Source organism: Longispora albida DSM 44784, assembly GCF_000379825.1.
GTDB lineage: Bacteria > Actinomycetota > Actinomycetes > Mycobacteriales > Micromonosporaceae > Longispora > Longispora albida.
Map to the genome: position 1 here is coordinate 444,131 of NZ_KB903825.1, position 21,033 is coordinate 465,163.

Genomic DNA, 21,033 nt, shown 5'->3' on the forward strand with positions numbered 1-21,033 from the left:
GGCGGGCAGGCCACACTCCGGGGGCCTGCCCGTTCTGCCTTTTCAGGATTCGAGGTACCTGAGGACGGCCAGCACCCGGCGGCTGTAGCCGTCGGAGTTCAGCAGGCCGAGCTTGTCGAAGATCGCGTTGATGTGCTTCTCGACGGAGCTGACCGACAGGTGCAGCCGGGCGCCGATCGCCGCGTTGGTGTGCCCCTGCGCCATCTCGTGCAGTACCTCGCGTTCGCGGGGCGTCAGGCGGTTCAGCGGGTCGGTGTGGCTGGAGGCCGCGACGAGCTGGCGGATCACCTCCGGGTCGAGGGCAGTCGAGCCTGCCGCCACCCGGGCCAGCGCGTCGAGGAAGTCCTCGACCTGGGCCACCCGGTCCTTGAGCACGTAGCCCACGCCGTCCGGCCGGTCGGTGACAAGCTGCGCCGCGTACCGCTTCTCGACGTACTGCGACAGCACCAGCACCCCGACCTCCGGCCACCGGCGGCGGATCTCCAGCGCGGCCCGCAGCCCCTCGTCGGTGTGCCCCGGCGGCATCCGGACATCCGTGACCACGACGTCGGGCTGGTCGGCGGCCACTGCGGCGATCAGCGCTCCGGCGTCACCGACGGCCGCCACGACCTCGTGGCCCTCGTCGGCCAGCAGCCGGGCCAGCCCGTCGCGGAGCAGTGCCGAGTCCTCGGCGAGGGTTATCCGCACGGGAGTACCGCCTCGATCGTCGTCGGCCCGCCCGCCGGGCTGTCCACTGTGAACCGGCCGTCCAGCGCGGCGACCCGGCGTTCCAGGCCGCGCAGGCCGGTGCCGTCCGGGTCGGCTCCGCCGGTACCGTCGTCGCTGACCAGCATCCGCACCTCCGCGCCCAGCCACCCGATCTCGATCTTGATCATGGTAGCCCCGGCGTGCTTGGCGGCGTTCGTGATGGCCTCGCAGGCCACGAAGTACAGCGCGGTCTCCGTCTGCCGGGCAGGCCGGGCCGGGAGGTCGTGCTCGATCCGGACGGGGACGGGCGAGCGCTGCGCGACCAGGGCGAGCACGTCGGGCAGCCCGCTGTGCTCCAGCGCCGACGGGTAGACCCGCCACGCCACCTCGCGCAGGTCGTCGATGGCCTGCTGGGCCGCGGCGTGGGCCTGGGCGAGCAGTTCCGCGGCCTTGGCGGGGTCCTGGCTGCGCCTGGCCCGGCCAAGCAGCATGCCCAGCGCGACGAGGCGCTGCTGGAGGCCGTCGTGCAGGTCGCGCTCGATCCGCTGCCGTTCGGTGTCCACTGCCGACATCACACCGGCCCGGCTGGCCGCCAGCTCGCCGACCCGGCGTTCGAGGAGGTCGCGGGCGCTCGGGGTGAGCAGGTTGCTGGCGAGGCGGCGGTCGAGCCCGGCGACGCTCACGATGGCCTGCCAGTTCAGCGCGAACAGCACCCCGCCGATCACGAGCTGGAGCAGGAACTGGCCGGCCGTCATCCGGCCCCGCGCGGCCGAGGCGAGCACGATCGCGGCCAGGTAACCGCCGAAGAGCAGCAGGCAGAGGGCCAGCGCGCCGAGCACGGCCGGGCCGGTCCTCGCGGCCAGGTACGTGGCGGCGCGGCGGGTGTCCGGCACGGACGGTTCCGGGGTCACGCCCAGCCGGTGGCACTCCCAGGCCGCCATCCGGCGTACGGCGGCGCCGGCCTTTCCGAGGAGTGCGCGACGCGGCCGGGGCAGCGGCGCGGTGAGCGCGAGGGCCACACCGCCGAGCCCGGCCAGCAGCAGCCCGGCCGCCGCGCTGAGCACGCCCAGCGCCACGGTGACCGGCGTACGGGCCGCTGCGGGGATCAGTCGTCTCACCTGCTGCCTCTCGCGTGCCTGCCGGGCCTGGCCGCACGGGATTTGATCATGCGGGAGATGACAAAGTACCCGGCCGCCAGCACGCACACCGCGATGACCACGTTCTGGAAAGCCCCGGCGTAGCCCTCGACCACCGTCCAGTTCTCGCCGAGCACGTAGCCGGCCAGCACGAAGAGCGTGTTCCAGACCAGGCTGCCGATCGTCGTGTACAGCACGAACACCGGCAGTGGCATCCGGTCGACCCCGGCGGGGATCGAGATCAGGCTGCGGAAGATGGGGATCATCCGTCCGAAGAGGACAGCCTTGCGGCCGTGGCGGGCGAACCACGCCTCGGTCCGGTCGACGTCTGCCAGCTTGACGAGCGGCAGCCTGCTCGCGATGGCCCGGACCCGGTCGCGGCCGAGCAGCCGGCCGGCGTAGTACAGGGCGACGGCTCCGGCCACCGAGCCCAGGGTGGTCCAGGCGATCGCGGCGAAGAGGCTCATCCGGCCCTGCCCGGCGGCGAACCCGGCCAGCGGCAGGATCACCTCGCTCGGGATCGGCGGGAACAGGTTCTCCAGCGCCACGGCCAGCCCGGCACCCGGGCCGCCCAGCCGCTCCATCAGGTCGGTGACCAGCTGTGTCATATCCATGATCACGACGCTACGGAGCGGGGAGCCCGGCCAGCACGGTGCTGGCCACCGACCTGGGGTGCGGAAAACCGCAGGGTGCGCGCCGGAGGCCGCCGGTCCACTGTGCACACGGCGGACCGCCAGTGGTGATCATGGATGCGGCAGGCGCACCATAGACGGTATGGCCAGGACGAATGCACTGCTGGCCGCCGGGATCGCCGGATGCATGGCCGTCACGGCGTGCACAGGCCCGTCCCGGTCGCCGGACCCGCCTCCCGCCTCGTCCCCGGGGACCTCGCCGTCAGCCACACCGGGCCCTCAGCCCGCACAGACAACACCCGGGGCGCAGGGCTCCCCCGCCGGGTACCGGGCGTATCGGACGGTGTGTGACTGGATGTGGCCCGGCGGCGGGGCTGCCTGCACGGCCGAGCACCGGGAGACCGTGCCGCCGCTCGCGAGGCTCACGGCGGTCGAGACGGCGCAGCACACCGGGTACAACCGGATGGTCTTTGTCTTCGGACAGCGGCTTCCCAGTTACGACGTGCGGTTCGTGCGTGCCCTGACCAGCGGCGGGACAGGTGAGGTCATCCCGCTGGACGGCGGCGGCGGGGTGTTGCAGGTCCGGTTCGACGGGGCTGAGGCGCACGCGCTGTCCGCCCGGCCGCAGAGTGCCGCGCTGAGCCGGCTCCGCAGCTATGCCAAGGGCGAGGACTTCGAGGGCGTCGTCCGCTACGGGCTGGGGCTGGCCGGGCCGGCCGGGGCCGACGAGCAAGTGCAGGTGAGGGTGGCCGAGGGCCAGCGGGCCGATGGTTCCTTCACTGTCGTGGTGGACGTCGCCGGGTGAGCAGCGCACAGACGGCGGCGTTCAGTCCAGGCGGATCAGGCGGCGTTCGACGGCTGTGGTGACGGCCGCCGTGCGGGAGTCGACGCCGAGCTTGGCGTAGATGTGCACCAGGTGCGTCTTCACTGTCGCCCTGCTGATGAACAGGCGGCGGGCGAGCTGGTCGTTGGTCAGGCCCTCGGCGAGCAGCTGGAGGATCTCGGTCTCGCGGGCGCTGAGTTCCGAGCCTGGTTCGCGGACGCGGCGGGCGAGCCGCGCCACGACCGGCGGGGACATCGCGCTCTGCCCTGCGGCCGCCGCCCGGACGGCCCGGAAGAGCTCCTCCGGCGGGGCGTCCTTGAGCAGGTAGCCGCTCGCGCCGGCCGCCACGGCGCTCACGATGTCGGTGTCCGTCTCGTAGGTGGTCAGGATCAGCACCCGGGGCGGCCGCGGCAGGGCGAGCACGCGCCGGGTCGCCTCCACGCCGTCGATCCCCGGGCCGAGCTGGAGGTCCATCAGGACGACGTCAGGGTGCAGCGCGGCGGCCATCGCCACGGCCTCCTCCCCCGTCGCCGCCTCGCCCGCCACCTCGGCTTCCCCGGCCAGCAGCGCCTTCAGGCCCGCCCGGACCACCGGGTGGTCGTCGACGATCAAGATCTTCATCCGGTACCTCCGGTGGGCAGCGTGACGGCCAGTGCGGTGCCCTCGCCCGGCGCGCTCTCGACGGTCACGGTGCCGTGCAGCAGCTCGGCGCGCTGCCGGATCGCGGCGAGGCCGTAGCCCCGGCCTGGCTCCCCGGCTGCCGTGCCCGGCACGAAACCCCGGCCGTCGTCGCACACGTCGAGCGTGACGGAGCCGGGCAGGTACGTGAGGGTGACGGCCGCCTGGGTCGCCGCCGCGTGTTCCGTGACGTTCGCGAGGGCGCTCTGGGTGATCCGGAGCAGGGCCACGTCGAGGTCGCCGCCCAGCGGGTACGGCTCGCCCTCGATCACGAAGCGGGCGCCGGCCCCCGAGCACAGGTCGCCGAGCGCGCCGGCCAGGGACTGACCGGTGAGCGCGATCGGCGTCAGGCCAGCCACGACCTGGCGGGCCTCGGCGAGGTTCTCCCTGGCGGTGCCCGCCGCCTGGCGTACGTGCTCGCGTGCCGCCTCCGGCCGGGTCTCCCAGTCACGGTCGGCCGCCTGGAGCAGCAGGTTCACACTGGACAGTCCCTGGGCGATGGTGTCGTGGATGTCGCGGGCGAGCCGCTGGCGCTCCTCCAGCACCCCGGCCTGGCGCTGGCTGGCGGCGAGCTGCTCACTGGTCCGGGCGAGCTGGAGGTACGCGGCGGTGGCGATCACCGCCACCGCGACCGGCGCGAGGACGAGGCTCAGGTCGAACCGCTCGGCGAGCTGGAGCTGGGCGGCGATGACGACAGTGGTCAGCCCGGCGGCCACGGCGACGGCGGCCCTGGCCGGCAGCTCGCCGAGCGCCGCGAACAGCAGCGGTACCGCGCACAGCGCGAAGCTGGGGGCGATCACCACGAGCAGCAGCCAGCCCGCCAGCATCCCGGCCAGCCAGCTCCGCCTCGGCAGCGGCCAGATCAGCACCGCCCCGTACCCGGCGGCGAGGGCCAGGGCGAGGACCAGGACGAGCAGGCCACCATCTCCCAGCCCGTGACGCGAGACGTACCGGGCGGCTGACGCGGCCAGGAGCAGGTAGAACCCGCCATGCATCCAGCTCCGCATGCCCCAACGATACGGCCGGGGCACAGGCGGCCATCAACCATTGGGTTGATCCTCCGTCAACCCCTTCCACCACGCGGCGGGGTGCCTGCCGGCCAGAGGCTTGAGGCACAGCACCCGACGAAGGAGCAGCAGTGATGACGAAGATGAACCGCCGGATGGCGATCGTTGGCGCGGCCGCGGGCCTGGCAGTGGTCGCCGGCTCGGCAGGCGTCGCACTGGCCGCCGACGACCGGCCGGCCACCGCACCGGGGCAGGCCAGGCACGCCGTCAGCCAGCCGGCTCAGGTGATCACGATCGACTCCGCGATCAAGGCCGCGCAGGCCACCCTCGACGCCGCGGAGAAGGGCGGGCACAAGGTGACCGTCGTGGTGATGGACCGCTCCGGCGTGGTCCGGGTCACCCTGCACGGCGACGGGGCCGGCCCGCAGACCGACGAGTCGGCGAAGCGCAAGGCGTTCACCGCGGTGTCCTTCGGCCAGCCGACCTCGGCGCTGGCGGCCAGGGCCGGCGGCACGAACCCCTCGGTCCGCGACATCCCCGGCACCCTGTTCCTCGGTGGCGGCGTGCCGATCACTGTGGACGGCGCTCCGATCGCCGCTATCGGGGTAGGCGGCGCACCGAGCGGCGACCTGGACGAGCAGTACGCACAGGCAGGCCTGGCCGTACTGCGCTAGGCAGATTTGTCAGATTTGACCGCAAAGCGCCGGCAAACGTCGCACGGATAACGGCGCCCGGGCACGGGCGTGGAGGGCTGTCCCCGGTTCGCTTTGCGCGGAGGGCCCCCTGGGGCCGGAGCGCAAAGGGCACCTGCTGAAGGGGACAGCCCTCCAAAACCAGTACACACTGGAGCGATGACCCAGGCGAAGCTCTCTGGTTTCCATCATGTCGCGATCAATGTCCGGGATCTCGACGCCGCCGTGCGGTGGTACGGGGAGGTGCTCGGTTTCCGGCCGCTCATCCCGTGGGACACCGGCACCTTCCAGCGCCGCATCCTCCGGCATCCGGGCGGTACTGTGCTCGCGCTGTCCCGCCACGACCACCCCGACGGCGAGACCCGCTTCAACGAGCGGGTCACCGGCCTCGACCACCTGGCGTTCCGGGTGGACACCCGGGCGGAGCTCGACGCGTGGGCCGCCCGGCTGACCGTGGCCGGGATCGAGCACTCGGGGGTGTGCGTCACCCCGGAGATGGGCTTCACGCTGATCGCTTTCCGTGACCCCGACGGCATCCAGCTGGAGCTGTATCTCGCCGAGGACGCCCCGGACCGGTGACGATCACGGTGCGCCGGCCAGGCCCGTACGCGCCAGCCATCGCCGCCACCAGGTCAGCGGGCGGTACCGGGGACAGTGATCCGCTCCACACCTCGCGCAGTCGGTGCCCCGCCGGTAGTGGAGGTGAACTGCCCTGGAATGCCCGCAGACGCACGGCAGCCGGTGTTCTCGCTGGTGATCACCTGTGCGCATCATGGACAGCCGATCCCCTCGATCCACGATGACGGATGCGGTCCACAAGCACCGGTGTGCTAGTTTCCAGCCTGCGACACGGCAGGCCGGCCCCTCGACACGCCGCCGCCGCAGGGACACCACGGGGAGATTCGAGGCATGCACGAGCCAATGACTCGGCGTCGGAACACCAGTAACGGTCAGTCACCATCGATCAGCCTTGTGGTGCCTGCGCTCAACGAGGAACGCAACCTGTCGTACGTGTTCGGCCGCCTCCCCGAGGGCATCACCGAGGTCATCCTGGTCGACGGCGGTTCCAAGGACCGCACGGTCGAGGTCGCCCGCGAGCTGTACCCAGGGATCCGGGTCGTGCAGCAGACCCGCACCGGCAAGGGCAACGCCCTGGCCTGCGGATTCGAGGCCTGCACCGGCGACATCGTCGTCATGATCGACGCGGACGGCTCCACGGACCCGGAGGAGATCCCCGACTTCGTCGCGGCCCTCACCAGCGGGGCCGACTTCGCGAAGGGCTCGCGGTTCCGCCCCGGCGGCGACAGCCACGACATCACCCGGCTGCGGCGGCTCGGCAACCACGGGCTCAACGGCATCGTCAACATCCTCTTCGGTACCCGGTTCACGGACCTGTGCTACGGGTACAACGCCTTCTGGCGCGATGTGGTGCCGCTGCTCGGCCTGCCGTCCACCAGCACACCCCGGCCAGCCAATGGCGACCGGCTCTGGGGCGACGGGTTCGAGATCGAGACCCTGATCAACGTGCGGGTGGCCGCGCACGGGCTGTCCATCTCGGAGGTCGCGAGCGTCGAGGGCCCCCGGCTGCACGGCGTGAGCAACCTGAACGCGTTCAGCGACGGCATCCGGGTGCTGCGGACGATCATCCGCGAGTACCGGCGGCTCCGGCGCGCCCCGAAGGCAGCCGTCCCCGCCCAGCGCACCGCCGCCGGGCCCGTCGCGGGGCAGCCTGCCGCGGGGCAGGTCGAGGCTGGCCAGTTCCAGGCTGGCCACGGTGGCTGACGCCCCGGAGACGGCGCGCACCCCGGAGACGGCGCGGATCAGCGTCGTCATCCCCTGCTACACCGAGAAGCGCTGGGACGCGCTCGTGGCGGCCGTCCGCTCGGCCCAGGCCCAGGAACCGGCCCCGGCTGAGGTCGTGCTGGTCGTGGACTACAACGACGCGCTGCTGGAGCGGGCACAGCGCCATTTGCCTGAGGTCACCGTCCTGGCGAACCGGTACACGCGTGGTGTCTCCGGTGCCCGTAACACCGGCGTGGAGCACACGAGTACCCCGCTCGTGGCGCTGCTCGACGATGACGGCTGCGCCCGGCCCGGCTGGCTGGCCGGGCTGGCTGCCCCGTTCGCCGACCCGCGCGTGATCGGTACCGGCGGCGCGATCAGCCCGGTGTGGGAGGTGCCCCGGCCGGGCTGGTTCCCGGACGAGTTCCTGTGGGTCGTCGCGGCGTCCGACATGAACAAGGGGCCGGAGACGGTGCGGGTCCGCAACGTGTGGGGGGCGAGCGTTGCCGTGCGGCGCGACGCCTTCGACGCCGCAGGCGGCTTCCGGCTCGACTTCACCCGGCAGGACGACGCCTACCGGGCAGAGGACACCGACCTGTGCCTGCGGATGACCGAGGCGACCGGCGGCACGTGGATGTACGTCCCGACCGCCGTCATCGACCACCCGGTGCCCGCGGCCCGCGCCAGGGTCGGGTACCTGGTCACCAGGTCCTATCACGAGGGCCGGGGCAAGGTCGGCATGGCCAGGTACAACAAGGGTGGCAGTGACGCCCTCGACCTGGAGAAGGACTACCTGCGCCGGGAGATCCCCCGCGCCGTGGCCCGGGGCTTCGCGGGCACGCTGCGCGGCCGTGGCCTGGCGCCAGCGGCCCGGTCGTGCGTGATGATGCTCGGCATCGCCGCGGCGGCGTTCGGCGGGCTGGTCGAGCTGGCCCGTGGCCGCCGCCAGCACGCGCCTCAGGCCGCCGGGCAGGCCGAACGCTCAGGGCAGGGAGCGCGGCGGTGACCGGGGTCACCGCTCCCGTCCCGGAGCCGGTGGCCCGAGGCAGCGAGGCAGGGCGGCCCTTGCACGTGGCCCAGGTGCTCGACGTCGAACTCAGCACGCGGCTGCCGGACCTGCCTGCGGCGAGCGGCGGCAGCCTGGCCTGGGTGCTGGCCCGCCGGGACACGGAGCCGGTGGCGAGCGCGCTCGTGCAGGTGCCAGCGGGCGGGATGACCGGTGACGAGCTGCGTGCCGTCCTCGGTGACCCGGCCGGGACACCCGGCTTCCTGGCAGGGCGAGCCGAGGCGCTGCGCGCGGCCCCGCCGATGTGCGTCGTGGTCTGCACACGCGACCGGCCGGCCGAGCTGCGCCGGGCGCTGGACAGCCTGCTCGCCCAGGAGTACCCGGAGTTCCGGATTCTGGTCGTCGACAACGCTCCGCAGACGCAGGCGACGGCCGAGCTGGTCCGGGAGCTGGGCGACGAGCGCGTGAGCTACCTGCTCGCCCCGCTGCCCGGGCTGTCGAACGCGCGGAACGCCGCGATCGTGGCGGCGCCCGGCGAGTACCTGGCGTTCACCGACGACGACGTCGTGGCCGACCGGTACTGGCTGGCCGAGATCGCCCGCGCCTTCCACCAGCACCCCGGGGCCAGTGTGGTCGCCGGGGCCATCGTCCCTGCCGAGCTGGAGACGAAGCCGCAGCTGTGGTTCGAGCAGTACGGCGGGCACGGCAAGGGCCGGGGTTACCGGCAGGCGGTGTTCTCCCCCGCCACCGCCAAGGACCAGAACCCGCTGTACCCGCTCCCGCCCTTCGGTACCGGGGCCAACATGGTGTTCCGCCCGGGCGCGCTGGAGGCGATCGGCGGCTTCGACGCGGCGCTCGGTGCCGGTATGCCGGCCGCCGGGGGCGAGGACACTCTCGCGTTCATGAAGGTTCTCCGGCAGGGTGGCGTCATGGTGTACCAGCCGTCGGCCCTGATCCGGCACTACCACCGCCGTGACCTGGCCGGGCTCGCCACGCAGCTGCGCGGCTACGGCACCGGGCTCACCGCCGTGTACACGAGTTTGCTGCTCGGCTCGCCGTCCGTCCTGTTCGCCCTGGTCCGGCTCGTGCCGACGGCGGTACGGGACGTGTTCGGCGGCGGGAGCCTGCGGGTCGCGGGGCTCGGGGAGGACTTCCCCGCCGAGCTGCTGAAGGGGAATCTGCGCGGGATGCTGGCCGGGCCGGCCGCGTACCTGCGCGGAAGGCGGCGGCAGCGCCGCGCGAGGCGGGAGCTGTCCAGAGGTGAGTGACGAAGACGAGACCCGGATCCTGCCGGTGATCAGGGACTCCGACGCTGGCGACGGCGCCGTCCCGGAGCCCCGGCGTATCCGGCGGTGGCGCCGTGGCCGGGCTGCCGGGGCCGAGGCCGAACCTGGCCCGGTTGAGGACGGCGAGGACGCGGATCTGGAGGAGGGTGCCGGGGACGGCGGGCCTGAGGACGAGGACGGCGACCTCCGGGATCAGCCGCTGGACGGGGATGACCTGGGCAGTTCCGGGGCTGATGGCGGCCGGTCCGGGCCGGGTCCACGTTCCTGGGGCGACGCCGGCGAGACGACCGTCCTGCCTGTCGTGACCGGGGACGCCGAGGAAGAGGCGTACGAGGACGAGGACGAGGACGAAGAGGCCGAGCGCAGCGGGCGGTTCCGGCTGCCGGTTCTCGGCCGGGCGCTGGAGGTCTGGGCGCTGTCCGCGCTCGGCGTGCTCGTCGTGGCCCTCGGCTACGACGCCGGCCGGACCGGCAAGTCGTGGGCCGAGCTGGCCTACTGGGGCGGCCAGGCGCTCGTGTTCCTCCCCGTGGCCGCCCGGATGCTCTCGCGCCGGGTCACCCGGGGTGCTGAGCCGTTCCTGCTGGTCATGGGGCTGGCGGTCAACCAGTATCTGCTGAAGTGGATGTACAGCCCCGACCAGTTCCGCTTCCCCGACGAGCTCCAGCACCTCCTCGGTACCGAGCTGGTGGTCCAGAAGGGGCGGCTGTTCGAGGCGAACGCCGCGCTGCCGGTCGGGGCGTACTTCCCCGGGCTGGAGGAGATGGGTGCCGCGACGGCCTCGCTGACCGGTCTTACGGTCACGCAAGCCGGCTTCGTGCTGATCGCTGTGACCCGGCTGATGTTCGTGGCCGGGCTGTTCGCGATGGTCCGCGCGGCTGGCGGCTCGCCGGTCGTGGCCGGACTGAGCTGCGTCGTCTACACGACGGCCCTGCACTACCTCTTCTTCAACGCGATGTACCTCTACCAGGCCGCCGCCCTCCCCTTCCTCATCTTCGCCCTCTGGTCGGCCCTGTCCTGGTACCGGAAGACGGGTGCCAGGGCCGGCGTGATCGTGACCGGCGTGCTGTCGATCCTCGTGGTGACCGTGACGCACCACGTGACGGGTGTCGCGCTGGCCGGCCTGCTGTTCCTGCTCGCGGCGTGCGGCTGGATCTGGCGGAAGGCCGGGTACCGTTCCGGCGCCACGATCCTGCTGGTCGTCGCCGCCGGGGCCGTCGCGCTGTGGTTCGCGTTCCCCGCCCGCGCCGTGCTGCCGTACTTCGAGGCTCCGGCGAAGCGGCTCGGCAAGGCCCTGGGGGCGCTCTTCAGCGGCTCGCAGGGCACGGCTGCGCACGGTACGCCCGCCCCGGCGTGGGAGAGCGCCGTGCAGGCGCTGGGCATGCTCGCGCTGCTGGCGGTGTTCGGCTGGGCCGTGTACGTGGTGGTCAAGGAGAAGATCCGGCATCCGCTGGCCTGGGCTCTGCTGCTCGGCAGCCTGGCGTTCTTCGGGGCCGGTGCCATGCGGTTCGCCGGGAGCCAGGGGCCGGAGCTGGCGGGCCGGGCGAGCACGTTCACGTACCTGCCGTTGTCCATTGTGGTCGCTCTCGTGCTGCTGGAGCGGCGGCGGGCCTCGCACTCGGCGCAGCCGCGCAGGGTGCCGGTGATCGCCGGTACGGTGCTGGCCGCCCTGCTGCTGGTGACGGCCCGGGTGGGTGGCTGGCCGCCAGCGTGGGACCGGCTGCCTGGCCCGCACAAGGTGGGCGCGTTCGAGCGTTCGGTGGACCGGCAGGGCCTGGTGACGGCGAAGTGGGCCAGGGGCTGGCTCGGCGCGGGGCACCGGATGGCCGGCGACACGACGGGCAACATCCTGGCCGCGGCCTACGGCCGTCAGAAGCCGGTCGGTGAGGCTTCCGCGCTGTTCTACCCGAAGCAGTGGGGCATCCTGCCCGCCCAGCGGCTCAAGGCGCTCAGCGTCGACTTCCTCTGGGTGGACATCCGGCTGTCCGCGCAGCTCCCGGCGTCTGGCACGTACTTCAACGTCGACCCGATGGCCGGCCAGCACGTCTCGCCGATCCTGCGGGAGAGCCTGGCCAAGTTCAACGCGCTGCCGAAGATCGACCGGGTCTACGACAGCGGCGTGATCCGGATCTACGACGTGAGGGACCTATGAGAAGGGCCGCGGTTCTCCTGGTCTCCGGCGCGCTCGCGGCGGCCGGGGTGCTCTACGCTCCTGCCCCGCTGGCGATCGCGGCCGGCCTGCTGATGGTCTTCGTCGTCCCGGGTGCCGCCCTGCACGGCGCGTTGTTCGCCCGCCGCAGCGCAGGCTGGCAGGAAACCCTTTTCCTCGTACCCGCGCTGAGCCTCACCGTCGTCGTCCTCGGCGGCCTGGCTCTCGACGCGGCGGACGTCAAGCTGACCCGGGGCGCGTGGCTGGCGCTGCTGGCCGGCGCCACCGTGCTCGGCGCGGCCGTGACCTGGTACCGGCAGCGTGGTGCCGTCGTGGAGGAGCGCGAGAAGGCTCCCGTGGAGGCCGGCGACTGGCTCTGGCTGGGCCGGAAGCTCGCTCCCGGGCTGCTCGCCGTGGCGCTGCTGGGCGGCGCGGCCTGGTTCTCGCTGCGCAGTGAGCAGCACCAGCCCCGCGAGGGGTTCACCGTGCTGGCTATGGTGCCGGCCTTCGCGCACGAGCCGGACGGCCCGCAGCGCACCGTGTCGATCGGCCTCCAGTCGGAGGAGCACAAGGTCACCGACTACACGATCAAGGTGCGCGGGCACAACAAGTTCGAGGCCACCCTGACCGCGCGGCTGTGGCCGGGCACGACGTGGGCGAAGCAGCTCAAGGTGCCGTCCGAGGGCCGGGTCACCGCCGAGCTGTTCCGCGCCGGCGACAAGCAGCCGTACCGCAACGTGTTCCTCAGCGGCCACGAATGACCTTCTACCAGAGCGGGAACGCCGACGGAGCCGAGAAGACCGGGGTCCAGCAGCTGCGCTGGACCACGCTATACGAGAGCACGAGCACGGCCCCGCCGGCCGGCAAGCTCACAGCTGCGGTCCGCAGGCACCTGGTGCTCCTGACCAACTCTGGTGCGCTGATGGCGTCCTCGCTGATCAGCTCGGTCCTCGGCTTCGCGTACTGGTGGCTGGCCGCCCGCACGCTCGACCCGGCCGTCGTCGGCGTCGCCTCGGTGGCGGTGTCGGCGATGACCCTGGTCGGCACGCTCTCCACCTCCGGCATGGGTACCCTGCTGATCGCCGAGCTGCCCCGGGTCAAGGCCGGCCGCGAGTGGAACCTGATCGCGACCTGCGTACTGGTGGCCGGCGCCGCGGCGGCCATCGGCAGTGTCCTGTTCGCGGCCGTCGCGTGGCTGCTGCCCGGCTTCGACCGGGTGACGGGCTCCTGGCAGGTACTCGTGCTGCTGGCGGCCGGCATCGTGCTCACCGCGATGACGCTGGTCGTGGACGAGGGTTTCGTCGGGCTGCTCGCCAGCCGCCTCCAGATGCAGCGCAACAGCTACTTCGCGATCGCCAAGCTGGCCCTGCTCGGGCTGCTGGCCGTGCTGCCGATCCGCGCGGCTGGCGGGGCGGTGCTGGCCACCTGGGTCGGCGGGATCGGGCTGTCGGTCCTGCTGGCCGGCTGGTCGATGCGCCGGCGCGGCCTGCTGTCCTCGCTCCGCCCCGACTGGACGATGCTGCGCGGCCAGGCCCGCCGGGCCTTCGGCCACAACGCGCTGAACCTCGCGCTCTTCCTGCCCCGCGTCGCCCTGCCGCTGATCGTGACGGCTGTGGTGTCCGCCGAGGCGACGGCGGGCTTCTACACCGCGTGGATGATCTTCTCGTTCCTGGCGATGGTGCCGATGACCTTCGCGTCCACGCTGTTCGCCGTGTCGGCGGCTGACACGTCCGGGCTGCGGTCGAAGACCCGGATGGCGCTGCTGGTCTGCCTCGGGGCCGGGGTGCCGGCCGCGCTGGTGGTCGCGGCGGGATCGTCGCTGATCATGGGCCGGTTCGGCAAGCACTACGCGGAGGTGGCCGCTCCTACGCTGGCGATTCTGGCCCTCGTCTACATCCCGACCGTGTTCCGCCAGCTCTTCGTCGCTGTCTGCCGGGTGCGCGGGCAGCTCCGCTGGGCGACCGGCGTGGCGGTCGTGGCGGGGATCGCCGAGATCGCCGCCGCCTTCACCGGCGGGCATCGGGGCGGGCTCACTTCTCTCACCTTGTACTTCGCGATCGTCGTCGCCGCCGAGGGCCTGGTGATGGCTCCGGCCGTGCTGGGCGTTGCCCTCGGGTGGGGTCGAAAGCGCGGCGTGCACGCCCGGGGCGCGAACCGGGGGCCCCGCCCGCCGCTGGCACCCAGGAAGCCGTTCGCCGACGACACGCCCACGATGGAGTTCCGGCTGGAGGGGATCCGATGACGCTCACGGTTTCCGTGGTGATCCCGACGTACGGGCGCCGCGACCACCTGCCGCCCATGATCTCGGCCATCGCCGCCGACCCGGCCGCCACCGAGATCATCGTCGTGGTGGACGGCAGCCGGGACGGCTCGTACGAGCTGCTCACGGAGCTGGCCGCCGCCGAGCCCCGGCTGGTACCGCTCTGGCAGGACAACGCCGGGCAGTCGGCGGCCCGGCAGGCCGGCCTCGAACGCGCGACCGGTGACGTCGTCCTGTTCCTCGACGACGACGTACTGGCCGGCGCGCACCTCGCACACGGCCACGCCCTGGCGCACGCCCGGCGCCCGGGCCTGGTCATGCTCGGGTACATGCCGACCGACCGGCCTCAGGCGCGGCGGGCCGGGGACTTCAGCACGCACCTGTACGCCGAGGAGTACGAGCGGGCCTGCCTGGACTACGAACGCGACCCGTCGAGCGTCCTCACCGGCCTGTGGGGCGGGAACCTGTCGCTCCGCCGGGCCGACGCGCTCCGGGTCGGCGTCCGCACCGCCCGCCGCCTCGGGTACCACGAGGACACCGACTTCGGGCTGCGCTGCGCCGCCGCCGGGCTGACCGGCCAGTTCAGCCGGGACCTGGCCGCCCGGCACACCCACCAGCGCGACCTCGCCCCGTTCCTGCGGCAGGCCTGGCTGGCCGGTGAGGCGCGCCGGATCCTCGCGAGCGGATACCCGGGTACCCCGGCGGGGGCCGACCCCGCGACCGGCCTCGGCGGGCCGGTCCGGCTGGCCGTCCTGGCCGGGGCGCACCCGCTGGCCTACCGGGTCACGCGAGCCGCGACCCGGGCCGGCGTCCGGCTGGCTGGCCGGCTGGGCGTGTGGCCGGCCGAGTCCGGCCTCGCCCGCCTCCAGCGCCAGATCGAACTGGTACGCGGATATCGCGGGTTACCACACTAGGGCGTGTCCTGCCGATCTTCACCGGGCCGCGCCGGCCTGAGAGCACGACCGGCGGCGCAGAATTCTTGTCCGGATACAACACCGGTATCCGGACAAGAATTCTGCTTGCCGCTAGCACTCTCAGACTCGCCGCGACCTCGGCAAGACCGGCAGGACACGCCCTGGCCACAGTGGAGGGTGCAACTCCGGCACCGGTACAAAATGAGGGTTTTACGGTGTTGGGGTCAGGCCGAACTTGGTGGTCACGAAGCGCCAGAACAGCGGGACGGCGAAATCGACCGGGCGCGTGATGGTGTCCCGCCAGCCGCTCGCCGCAGTGTGGCTGATCTCCACTGTCGCCGGGCTGGACACACCCGCCGGATGCACGCAGACGGTCACCACAGAAAAGGGCGGGGTCGTGTCGCACACGGCAGCAACGTGCAGTCCGCGCATGTTGCGGGTACCGGCAAGGGCCTGCACGTGCGGGCTGGCGGCGATGCTCTCGATGATCTGGACCTTCGCCAGCAGATCCGGGTAACCCGGAACGGGTGGCTCGCGTAGCTGTATGCCGGTTCGATCCGGTGCGGGAACAGCGGGAACGGCGACCTGACCATGCCGGGAGCCTAGACGAGGGTGCTGGGGTCGGTCGTGACCAGTTCGAGGGCTGTTCTGACCTGGCCGGGGTGGAAGACGGAGGCGTGGAAGGCTGCGGCGAGGTGCAGTGCGCCGCCGAGTTCCGCGATGGAGACGGTGAGGCCGGCCGGGCTGCCCGGCGTGCCGAACATGCCGAAGCGCTGGGGTCCGGACCAGGGCAGGTCCTCGTAGCCGGTGAGGCGGCCCTGGTGGCTGAGGCTCAGCGCGGGCCGGGCTTCGGCGGGAACGTCGCGGGGTTGCTGGGGGCTGGCGCGGCTGAGGAGTTCGCGGGCGTCGCACAGCGCGAGGCTGGTCAGCGGGCGGCCGGCCGCGACGGCGCTGCTGATCGCCGCGTCGACCTGCTCCGGATCGGACGGATCGGACGGCGCGAGGTACTGCCCCGACGCGAAGTTCCCCGGCACCCACGATCGCTTGCCGAGGTACCGGCGGCCGTTGACCAGCACCGTCAGCCCCGGAGCCGGCGGCAGCCCCGCCTGGGTGAAGGCGGAGTGGATCGCGGCCAGGACGACGCTCGCCGCCGAGGCCGTGCTCCCGGTGGCCTCGCGCCAGGCCCGGATCCGGCCCGGTACGCCGCGCTCCGACCGGACAGTCAGGTAAGCCGGGGCCGGCTGCCACGGCCGGACCGGCCCGCGTGCCTGCTCCTGCACCGGCCTCGGCAGCCGGGCGGCGAGCGCGAGCCGGCGCGGGTCGGCACCGAAATGCCGGACCAGGGCCCTGGCGAGCGGCAGCCGCGTCGCGTACGGGCCGGGGAAGGCCGGCTGCCCGCCCGTCGCGGAGCGCAGCAGCTCGGGCAGGAGGGCGTTGGCCGCGCCACCGTCCAGTGTGGCGTGACTGGCCTTGAAGACGACGTACGCCCCGTCGTGCACGAACATCAGCGGCCGGCCGTCGAGCGGCTCGGCGGCGGCCCGGATGAGCAGCGCTTCCGGGCCGGCCGGGGGTACGTGCAGCACCGAGGCCGCTGCGGTCTCCGCCGGGGACGCCGGCCGCCAGCGCCGGGCATCACGGTCGATCCGGCTGGTGAAACGGCTCGGCCCGCACCAGGCATACCACTCGCGGAGCGCCCAGGTCAGGCCGTCGGTGCCGAGCCCGGCGAACGGGCCGGTCAGCCGCATCGTCTCGGTCGGCAGCCAGCCACGATCCCGCAGTGACAACCGCCGGCCGCTCATCCCCCGTTCACCTTCGTACTATGCCGCGAACCTGGGATGGTTGAACAGTTTCTTGTACGCCGCCAGGGACTCCGGGCTGCGGTCGACCCGCCAGTCCTCGATCCGGCCGCTCCAGTTGACGTGCCCGTTCGTGTCGAACCAGATGATCCCGACCAGCTTGGGATGCGTGGCGGCCCACTCGGCGAGCAGGCCGATCCAGTCGGGGACGGTCGTGCCGCCGGCGTCGCGCACCGAGGTCTCAGTGATCATGATCGGCTTGCGGGGGGCGTACTTCTTGTAGAAGTCGCCGAACAGGTCCTCCGGCGTCGTCGTGCCGTTGCTGTAGCCGTCCACGCCCGCCACGTCGACGTACTCGTCACCCGGGTAGTACTTGTCGATCGAGTTCCACTCGGCTGCCGGCTCCGAGCCCCAGTTGACCGACCACACCCACTGCACGTTCGTCGCGCCCTCGGCCTTGAAGATGCCGTGGATCCGCCGCCAGGCCGCCACGAACTTCGACGGGTCAGAGCCCTGCTTGACGCCCGACCACGGGAACCAGTTGCCGTTCATCTCGAACGCCCACCGGACGTAGATCGGCTTGCCGTAGGCCTTCAGCGCCTTCGCGTTCTTCCTGATCCGGGCGTCCTCCGCCCCGCTGTTCACCGAGGCGTAGGACGTGCCGTGCCAGGACACCATCACCTTCGTACCCGCCGGGGCGTTCGGGTAGGTCTTCGGCAGGTCGTCCGTCCACTTGTAGAACCACTGGAGGATCTGGGGGTCCCGCCCCAGCTGCTGCTTGCGCAGGGCGAGGCTCTCGCTGATCGTCCGGCCGCTGATCTGGAGGTACGCCCCGATCTGTGCCTTCTCCGGGGTGACGTCGGCGGTGGGCGCCTCGGCCCCGGCCGACGCCTCCCCGCCGCCGGCACCCCCGGCCTTGCCCTTCGGGTCAGCCGACGAGCAGGCGGTACTGGCGGCGGCGAGGACGAGCATCACGGCGATGCCCCGGGCCAGGGCGAGGCCCAGCCTGGTACGGGGAAAGGACATTGGTGCTCGTCTCCGTGGTCGCGGGAAGGTTGCGCGGTCAGCGGCTGGTCGTGGTGCGGAACTCGTTGGCGATCCGCTCCAGCACCCAGCCCTGGTCGACCGGCGAGGTCATGCGCAGCGTAACCTGCCGGTCCAGCTGGCCGCCGGGTGTGGACCGCGCGTAGCGCAGGATCACCATCTGCTGCTGCTTGCCCGCCGGGCCGGTCGCCTCACGGTTACGGGCGTAGTACGTACCGTCGTCGGAGCGGTACCACGGCAGGCCCCACGCGTGCTCTTTGCCCCGCAGTTCCTTCTGCTTGGCCTCCGGGCAGCCCCCGGCGCAGTTCCGGACGACCATCTGCACCGTGGCGGCGTTCGGGGCGGCGGAGCCAGACTTGTCGCTGCAGTTCACCGTGATGGCCCAGCCCGGCTTGCCTTCCTGCTTCTCACAGGCCCAGCCGAAGGGCAGCTTGATCTCGAACCCGAGGTCCGGCTGTGTGCCGGACATCGCGACCTTGTCGCCAGCCTGGAACGTCGACCAGCCAGCGGGCCACGTGCCGGCGGTGGCCGGCTCCTTGCCAGCCACCACGCCGGCGGTCGGTTCCGGGTCGCCCTGCGGGGCGTTGCTGGCCGCGCCGGTCGGCTTGGCGTCGGGGTCGGACTGGCCGAGCTTCGTGAACGCGAGGATGCCGCCGCCGGCCGCCAGCACGAGCACCAGCGCGACCAGGCCAAGCGTGATGAACAGGCCCTTACGGGACTTCTTCTGCGGCATGCCCATCGGGTTGTAGCTGCCGTCCGGCTGGCGCGGGGCCGGGTTCATCCCGTACTGGCCGCCCTGGCCACCCTGCTGCCAGCCAGGCCCGCCCGAGACCGGCGCTGCCGGATACGGAGCACCCGACACGGGCGGAGCGCTGTAGGGAGCCCCCGACACCGGCGGCGCGTTGTACGGGACACCGGACGCGGGCGGAGCCGAGTACGGCATGCCCGACATCGGCACGGCCGAGACCGGACCGCTGGACACCGGCACACCGGAGACCGGGGCGCCGGAGGCCGGCGGGAATGCGGCCGGCTGGCCGACCATCGTCGGGGCGTCGTACGGCCCGCCCGTGTGCTGCTCGTGCTGCTCCGGCCCGCCGGCGGCACCGGGCGCGTCCGGCCACTGCACGTCCTGCGCGTCGTCACCGGGCACACCGTGCCCCGGCGCGCCATGTCCCTGCACACCGTGACCGGGAACTCCAGGCACCGGGCCACCCGGGTACGGCTGGCCGGGCACCGGGCCGCCGTGCGGGGGCAGGAGCGACTGCCCGCCGCTGATGGCCTGCCCCGGGGCCGGCTGCTGGTACATCGGGTCCTGGTACGGGGCTGGCTGCTGCTGCGGATACCCGTGGGCGGCCGGCGGGTAGCCCTCACCGTAAGGAGCCTGCTGCGGGTAGCCCTCCGGGCCCGGGACGGCCGGGGGCGGGAACTGGGCTGGCTGGTAGGCGTCCGGCCCGTGCGGGAACGCGCCGCCCTGGACAGGAGAGCCCTGGACAGGCTGGGGTGCTGACGAGGGCTGCGGGGCGGGCTGGAGCATCGTGCGGGGCTCCTCGACGGGCGCCGGGAACACCTTCGGCACGGTCATCTCGTCGTACTGGCCGCCCTCGTGCCCCTGTGCCGGGAACTGCCCTGCGGGCTGCGCGCCCTGCCCGTACGGCACGTTCATCGCGGCGAAGAGCTGCTTGGCCGGCTCGTCGTTGTCGCCGTAGAAGGCGATCCACGGCCGCTGGGCGGTGTTCTCCGAGGCCGCGACGAGACCCTGGCTGCTGAACGCCTGGTTGATGAACACCAGCGCGAAGAGGAAGGTCGACCGGTGGGCGCTGTCGTTACGGGCCGAGTTGGCCAGCACAACGACGATCATGCCCTGTCCGTTGTCGTCCTGGGCCCGCCAGGACTGCGCGACCGGGGAGTCGCTCAGGAGCTGGAGCAGTGTGTACGGGCCTACCTTCGCCATTGCGCCTCTTCGGGGGTGGGGAATCCGATCCGCCTGATCGTAACTACCGCGCGACAGCGTAGAGGACACCGTGGACCCCGGGCATCGGGTGAGTGGGCCGTCGGGCGGCGGGGCGGCGGGCCGTTTCGCGAGCGCCGCCCGCCGCCTTGCCCGGAAAGTACTTCCGTTTCCGACTGGCGTGTAAGCCAGATCACCGGCCCACTATGGACGCCATCCGCTCCGGTGTAGACAACCCGTCAGGGATGGCCGTGCCCGTCGCTCCCGTGCGAGGCGGCCGGCGAGGGCGCCGGCGCCGGCTGTGCGGGCGCGGGCCCCGCCACGAGCGTGAACTCGGCCGTCCGCACCACTCCCCCGTGCTGGAAGTCCAGATAGATCCGGTACGTGCCGGCCGATGGCACCTCGGCGAAGAACCTGATGGCTGGCCCCGGCTGGGTCTTCCCGTCGCCCGGTACGCCGTCCGGGTGGACGTGCAGGTAGGCCAGGTCACCCTGCCGCAGGGCCACGAGGTGGCCATACGCGCCCAGGTAAGGCTGCAGGTCAGTGACGGGAGCGCCGGCTTTGGTGACGGTCAGGGTCAGCTGGCTGGTGCGGCCAGGTTCGAGGGTGCCGTCCACGCTGACGGTGTACCCGTCCACAGTGGCACTCGCCGCAGGCCCCGGCAGCGGTACCGGGCTGAACGCCCCCGCCACCGGCACGTCCACGCCCAGGGTGAGGGCCGGCCCGCCCGACGGACGGAAGTCCGCGAAGGCCCGGTACTCCCCGGGGGTACCGAAGGGGCTGGGCACCCGCCACACGCCGGACGCGTCGAGCTCCGGGTGGACGTGACGGAAACCCGACAGGTCGCGGCGGGCGACGATGAGGTGCATGCGCTTGTCGTGGGCGACCTCGTACCTGGTCACCGGCTGCCCGTCCGGCCCGAGGATCCGGAAGGCGAACTCCCCGGCCGCCGCCGGCCCCGGGCTGAGCGTGTAACCCTGGTCGCTGACCGCGAGCCCGGCGGGCCCGCTCTGCGGATCCGGGTTCTTCTGGTCGTGCTGGGTGGTGCCGTGCCCCGCTGTGGCGTGCCCGGCGGCCGGCGGGGTGGCCTCGACCGGGCCGGCCAGTTTCCCGGCCCCGTACGCCCCGCCGAACACCACCGCGAGGCCGAGCACAAACGCGCCGAGCTTCGCCGGAGTGTTCATCGTCGCCACCGC

20 protein-coding genes are annotated in these 21,033 nt (G+C 72.7%); 10 read left to right on the forward strand and 10 right to left on the reverse strand.

Annotated features, from left to right (window positions below):
* Positions 1–42: 42 nt before the first annotated feature.
* Genes A3G1_RS0115800 through A3G1_RS0115810 form a run of 3 tightly spaced genes read right to left on the reverse strand, consistent with a single transcriptional unit; the run spans position 43 to position 2,431 of the window.
* On the reverse strand, positions 43–687 hold the full coding sequence (locus tag A3G1_RS0115800; protein ID WP_018350445.1) for a response regulator: 645 nt from the start codon (positions 685–687) through the stop codon (positions 43–45).
* Complete coding sequence (locus A3G1_RS0115805) at positions 678–1,805, reverse strand: sensor histidine kinase (protein ID WP_157641168.1); 1,128 nt, start codon at positions 1,803–1,805, stop codon at positions 678–680. The genes A3G1_RS0115800 and A3G1_RS0115805 overlap by 10 nt, the downstream gene beginning before the upstream one ends.
* A complete protein-coding gene (locus tag A3G1_RS0115810; RefSeq protein ID WP_018350447.1) occupies positions 1,802–2,431 on the reverse strand; it encodes a DedA family protein in 630 nt (209 codons plus the stop codon). The genes A3G1_RS0115805 and A3G1_RS0115810 overlap by 4 nt, the downstream gene beginning before the upstream one ends.
* A gap of 166 nt (positions 2,432–2,597) precedes the next feature.
* Between A3G1_RS0115810 and A3G1_RS0115815 the strand changes: the two genes are divergently transcribed.
* The gene (locus A3G1_RS0115815) at positions 2,598–3,260 is read left to right on the forward strand and encodes an AMIN-like domain-containing (lipo)protein (RefSeq protein ID WP_157641170.1); all 663 of its coding nucleotides are present in this window, start codon (positions 2,598–2,600) and stop codon (positions 3,258–3,260) included.
* A gap of 21 nt (positions 3,261–3,281) precedes the next feature.
* Here A3G1_RS0115815 and A3G1_RS0115820 read toward each other — a convergent pair whose 3' ends face one another.
* Both A3G1_RS0115820 and A3G1_RS0115825 read right to left on the reverse strand, forming a co-directional pair.
* Positions 3,282–3,899: a response regulator gene (locus tag A3G1_RS0115820; protein WP_018350449.1), complete on the reverse strand. Its 618-nt coding sequence runs from the start codon at positions 3,897–3,899 to the stop codon at positions 3,282–3,284.
* Positions 3,896–4,963: a sensor histidine kinase gene (locus A3G1_RS0115825; RefSeq protein ID WP_018350450.1), complete on the reverse strand. Its 1,068-nt coding sequence runs from the start codon at positions 4,961–4,963 to the stop codon at positions 3,896–3,898. Before A3G1_RS0115825 ends, A3G1_RS0115820 begins: the two co-directional genes overlap by 4 nt.
* A gap of 134 nt (positions 4,964–5,097) precedes the next feature.
* On the opposite strand from A3G1_RS0115825, the gene A3G1_RS0115830 reads away from it, so the two are divergent.
* From A3G1_RS0115830 to A3G1_RS38620, 9 genes are all read left to right on the forward strand, one after another.
* On the forward strand, positions 5,098–5,637 hold the full coding sequence (locus A3G1_RS0115830; RefSeq protein WP_018350451.1) for a GlcG/HbpS family heme-binding protein: 540 nt from the start codon (positions 5,098–5,100) through the stop codon (positions 5,635–5,637).
* 177 nt (positions 5,638–5,814) lie between these two features.
* Complete coding sequence (locus tag A3G1_RS0115835; protein WP_018350452.1) at positions 5,815–6,234, forward strand: VOC family protein; 420 nt, start codon at positions 5,815–5,817, stop codon at positions 6,232–6,234.
* A gap of 342 nt (positions 6,235–6,576) precedes the next feature.
* A complete protein-coding gene (locus A3G1_RS35140) occupies positions 6,577–7,437 on the forward strand; it encodes a glycosyltransferase family 2 protein (RefSeq protein WP_245563508.1) in 861 nt (286 codons plus the stop codon).
* Positions 7,430–8,443, forward strand: coding sequence for a glycosyltransferase family 2 protein (locus tag A3G1_RS35145; protein ID WP_018350454.1), 1,014 nt, complete (start codon positions 7,430–7,432; stop codon positions 8,441–8,443). Before A3G1_RS35140 ends, A3G1_RS35145 begins: the two co-directional genes overlap by 8 nt.
* Complete coding sequence (locus A3G1_RS0115850; protein WP_018350455.1) at positions 8,440–9,711, forward strand: glycosyltransferase family 2 protein; 1,272 nt, start codon at positions 8,440–8,442, stop codon at positions 9,709–9,711. Before A3G1_RS35145 ends, A3G1_RS0115850 begins: the two co-directional genes overlap by 4 nt.
* Positions 9,704–11,878, forward strand: a complete 2,175-nt coding sequence (locus A3G1_RS0115855) for an ICP22 family protein (RefSeq protein WP_018350456.1) — start codon at positions 9,704–9,706, stop codon at positions 11,876–11,878. Before A3G1_RS0115850 ends, A3G1_RS0115855 begins: the two co-directional genes overlap by 8 nt.
* Entirely contained in the window at positions 11,875–12,636 is a 762-nt protein-coding gene (locus A3G1_RS0115860; protein ID WP_018350457.1) for a DUF1616 domain-containing protein, read from the forward strand. The genes A3G1_RS0115855 and A3G1_RS0115860 overlap by 4 nt, the downstream gene beginning before the upstream one ends.
* A complete protein-coding gene (locus tag A3G1_RS0115865) occupies positions 12,633–14,117 on the forward strand; it encodes a lipopolysaccharide biosynthesis protein (RefSeq protein ID WP_018350458.1) in 1,485 nt (494 codons plus the stop codon). Before A3G1_RS0115860 ends, A3G1_RS0115865 begins: the two co-directional genes overlap by 4 nt.
* Positions 14,114–15,049 carry a glycosyltransferase family 2 protein gene (locus A3G1_RS38620; protein WP_018350459.1) on the forward strand — a complete coding sequence of 312 codons (936 nt, stop codon included), beginning with the start codon at positions 14,114–14,116 and terminating at the stop codon, positions 15,047–15,049. Before A3G1_RS0115865 ends, A3G1_RS38620 begins: the two co-directional genes overlap by 4 nt.
* Positions 15,050–15,259: 210 nt before the next feature.
* Here the strand turns inward: A3G1_RS38620 and A3G1_RS40600 are convergent, their stop codons facing one another.
* The 5 genes from A3G1_RS40600 to A3G1_RS0115895 all read right to left on the reverse strand — a co-directional run bounded on the left by A3G1_RS40600 (position 15,260) and on the right by A3G1_RS0115895 (position 21,021).
* Positions 15,260–15,457: a hypothetical protein gene (locus A3G1_RS40600; protein WP_157641171.1), complete on the reverse strand. Its 198-nt coding sequence runs from the start codon at positions 15,455–15,457 to the stop codon at positions 15,260–15,262.
* A gap of 194 nt (positions 15,458–15,651) precedes the next feature.
* Positions 15,652–16,848 carry a hypothetical protein gene (locus A3G1_RS0115880; RefSeq protein WP_018350461.1) on the reverse strand — a complete coding sequence of 399 codons (1,197 nt, stop codon included), beginning with the start codon at positions 16,846–16,848 and terminating at the stop codon, positions 15,652–15,654.
* 18 nt (positions 16,849–16,866) lie between these two features.
* On the reverse strand, positions 16,867–17,871 hold the full coding sequence (locus tag A3G1_RS38625; RefSeq protein WP_018350462.1) for a glycoside hydrolase family 26 protein: 1,005 nt from the start codon (positions 17,869–17,871) through the stop codon (positions 16,867–16,869).
* A 37-nt stretch (positions 17,872–17,908) separates the two neighbouring features.
* Positions 17,909–19,840: a hypothetical protein gene (locus tag A3G1_RS0115890; RefSeq protein ID WP_026212175.1), complete on the reverse strand. Its 1,932-nt coding sequence runs from the start codon at positions 19,838–19,840 to the stop codon at positions 17,909–17,911.
* Positions 19,841–20,076: 236 nt separating this feature from the next.
* Positions 20,077–21,021 (reverse strand): hypothetical protein, encoded by a 945-nt coding sequence (locus A3G1_RS0115895; protein WP_026212176.1) that lies wholly within the window; start codon positions 21,019–21,021, stop codon positions 20,077–20,079.
* Positions 21,022–21,033 lie beyond the last annotated feature (12 nt).

Bases quoted from the DNA above. Each gene is read 5' to 3' on its own strand.
- A3G1_RS0115815 (WP_157641170.1), top strand. From the start codon at position 2,598: ATGGCCAGGACGAATGCACTGCTGGCCGCCGGGATCGCCGGATGCATG.
- A3G1_RS0115880 (WP_018350461.1), bottom strand. From the start codon at position 16,848: ATGAGCGGCCGGCGGTTGTCACTGCGGGATCGTGGCTGGCTGCCGACC.
- A3G1_RS0115830 (WP_018350451.1), top strand. From the start codon at position 5,098: ATGACGAAGATGAACCGCCGGATGGCGATCGTTGGCGCGGCCGCGGGC.
- A3G1_RS0115825 (WP_018350450.1), bottom strand. From the start codon at position 4,963: ATGCGGAGCTGGATGCATGGCGGGTTCTACCTGCTCCTGGCCGCGTCA.
- A3G1_RS38620 (WP_018350459.1), top strand. From the start codon at position 14,114: ATGACGCTCACGGTTTCCGTGGTGATCCCGACGTACGGGCGCCGCGAC.
- A3G1_RS35140 (WP_245563508.1), top strand. From the start codon at position 6,577: ATGACTCGGCGTCGGAACACCAGTAACGGTCAGTCACCATCGATCAGC.
- A3G1_RS0115890 (WP_026212175.1), bottom strand. From the start codon at position 19,840: ATGGCGAAGGTAGGCCCGTACACACTGCTCCAGCTCCTGAGCGACTCC.
- A3G1_RS0115860 (WP_018350457.1), top strand. From the start codon at position 11,875: ATGAGAAGGGCCGCGGTTCTCCTGGTCTCCGGCGCGCTCGCGGCGGCC.
- A3G1_RS0115835 (WP_018350452.1), top strand. From the start codon at position 5,815: ATGACCCAGGCGAAGCTCTCTGGTTTCCATCATGTCGCGATCAATGTC.
- A3G1_RS0115865 (WP_018350458.1), top strand. From the start codon at position 12,633: ATGACCTTCTACCAGAGCGGGAACGCCGACGGAGCCGAGAAGACCGGG.
- A3G1_RS0115895 (WP_026212176.1), bottom strand. From the start codon at position 21,021: ATGAACACTCCGGCGAAGCTCGGCGCGTTTGTGCTCGGCCTCGCGGTG.
- A3G1_RS38625 (WP_018350462.1), bottom strand. From the start codon at position 17,871: ATGTCCTTTCCCCGTACCAGGCTGGGCCTCGCCCTGGCCCGGGGCATC.
- A3G1_RS0115820 (WP_018350449.1), bottom strand. From the start codon at position 3,899: ATGAAGATCTTGATCGTCGACGACCACCCGGTGGTCCGGGCGGGCCTG.
- A3G1_RS0115810 (WP_018350447.1), bottom strand. From the start codon at position 2,431: ATGACACAGCTGGTCACCGACCTGATGGAGCGGCTGGGCGGCCCGGGT.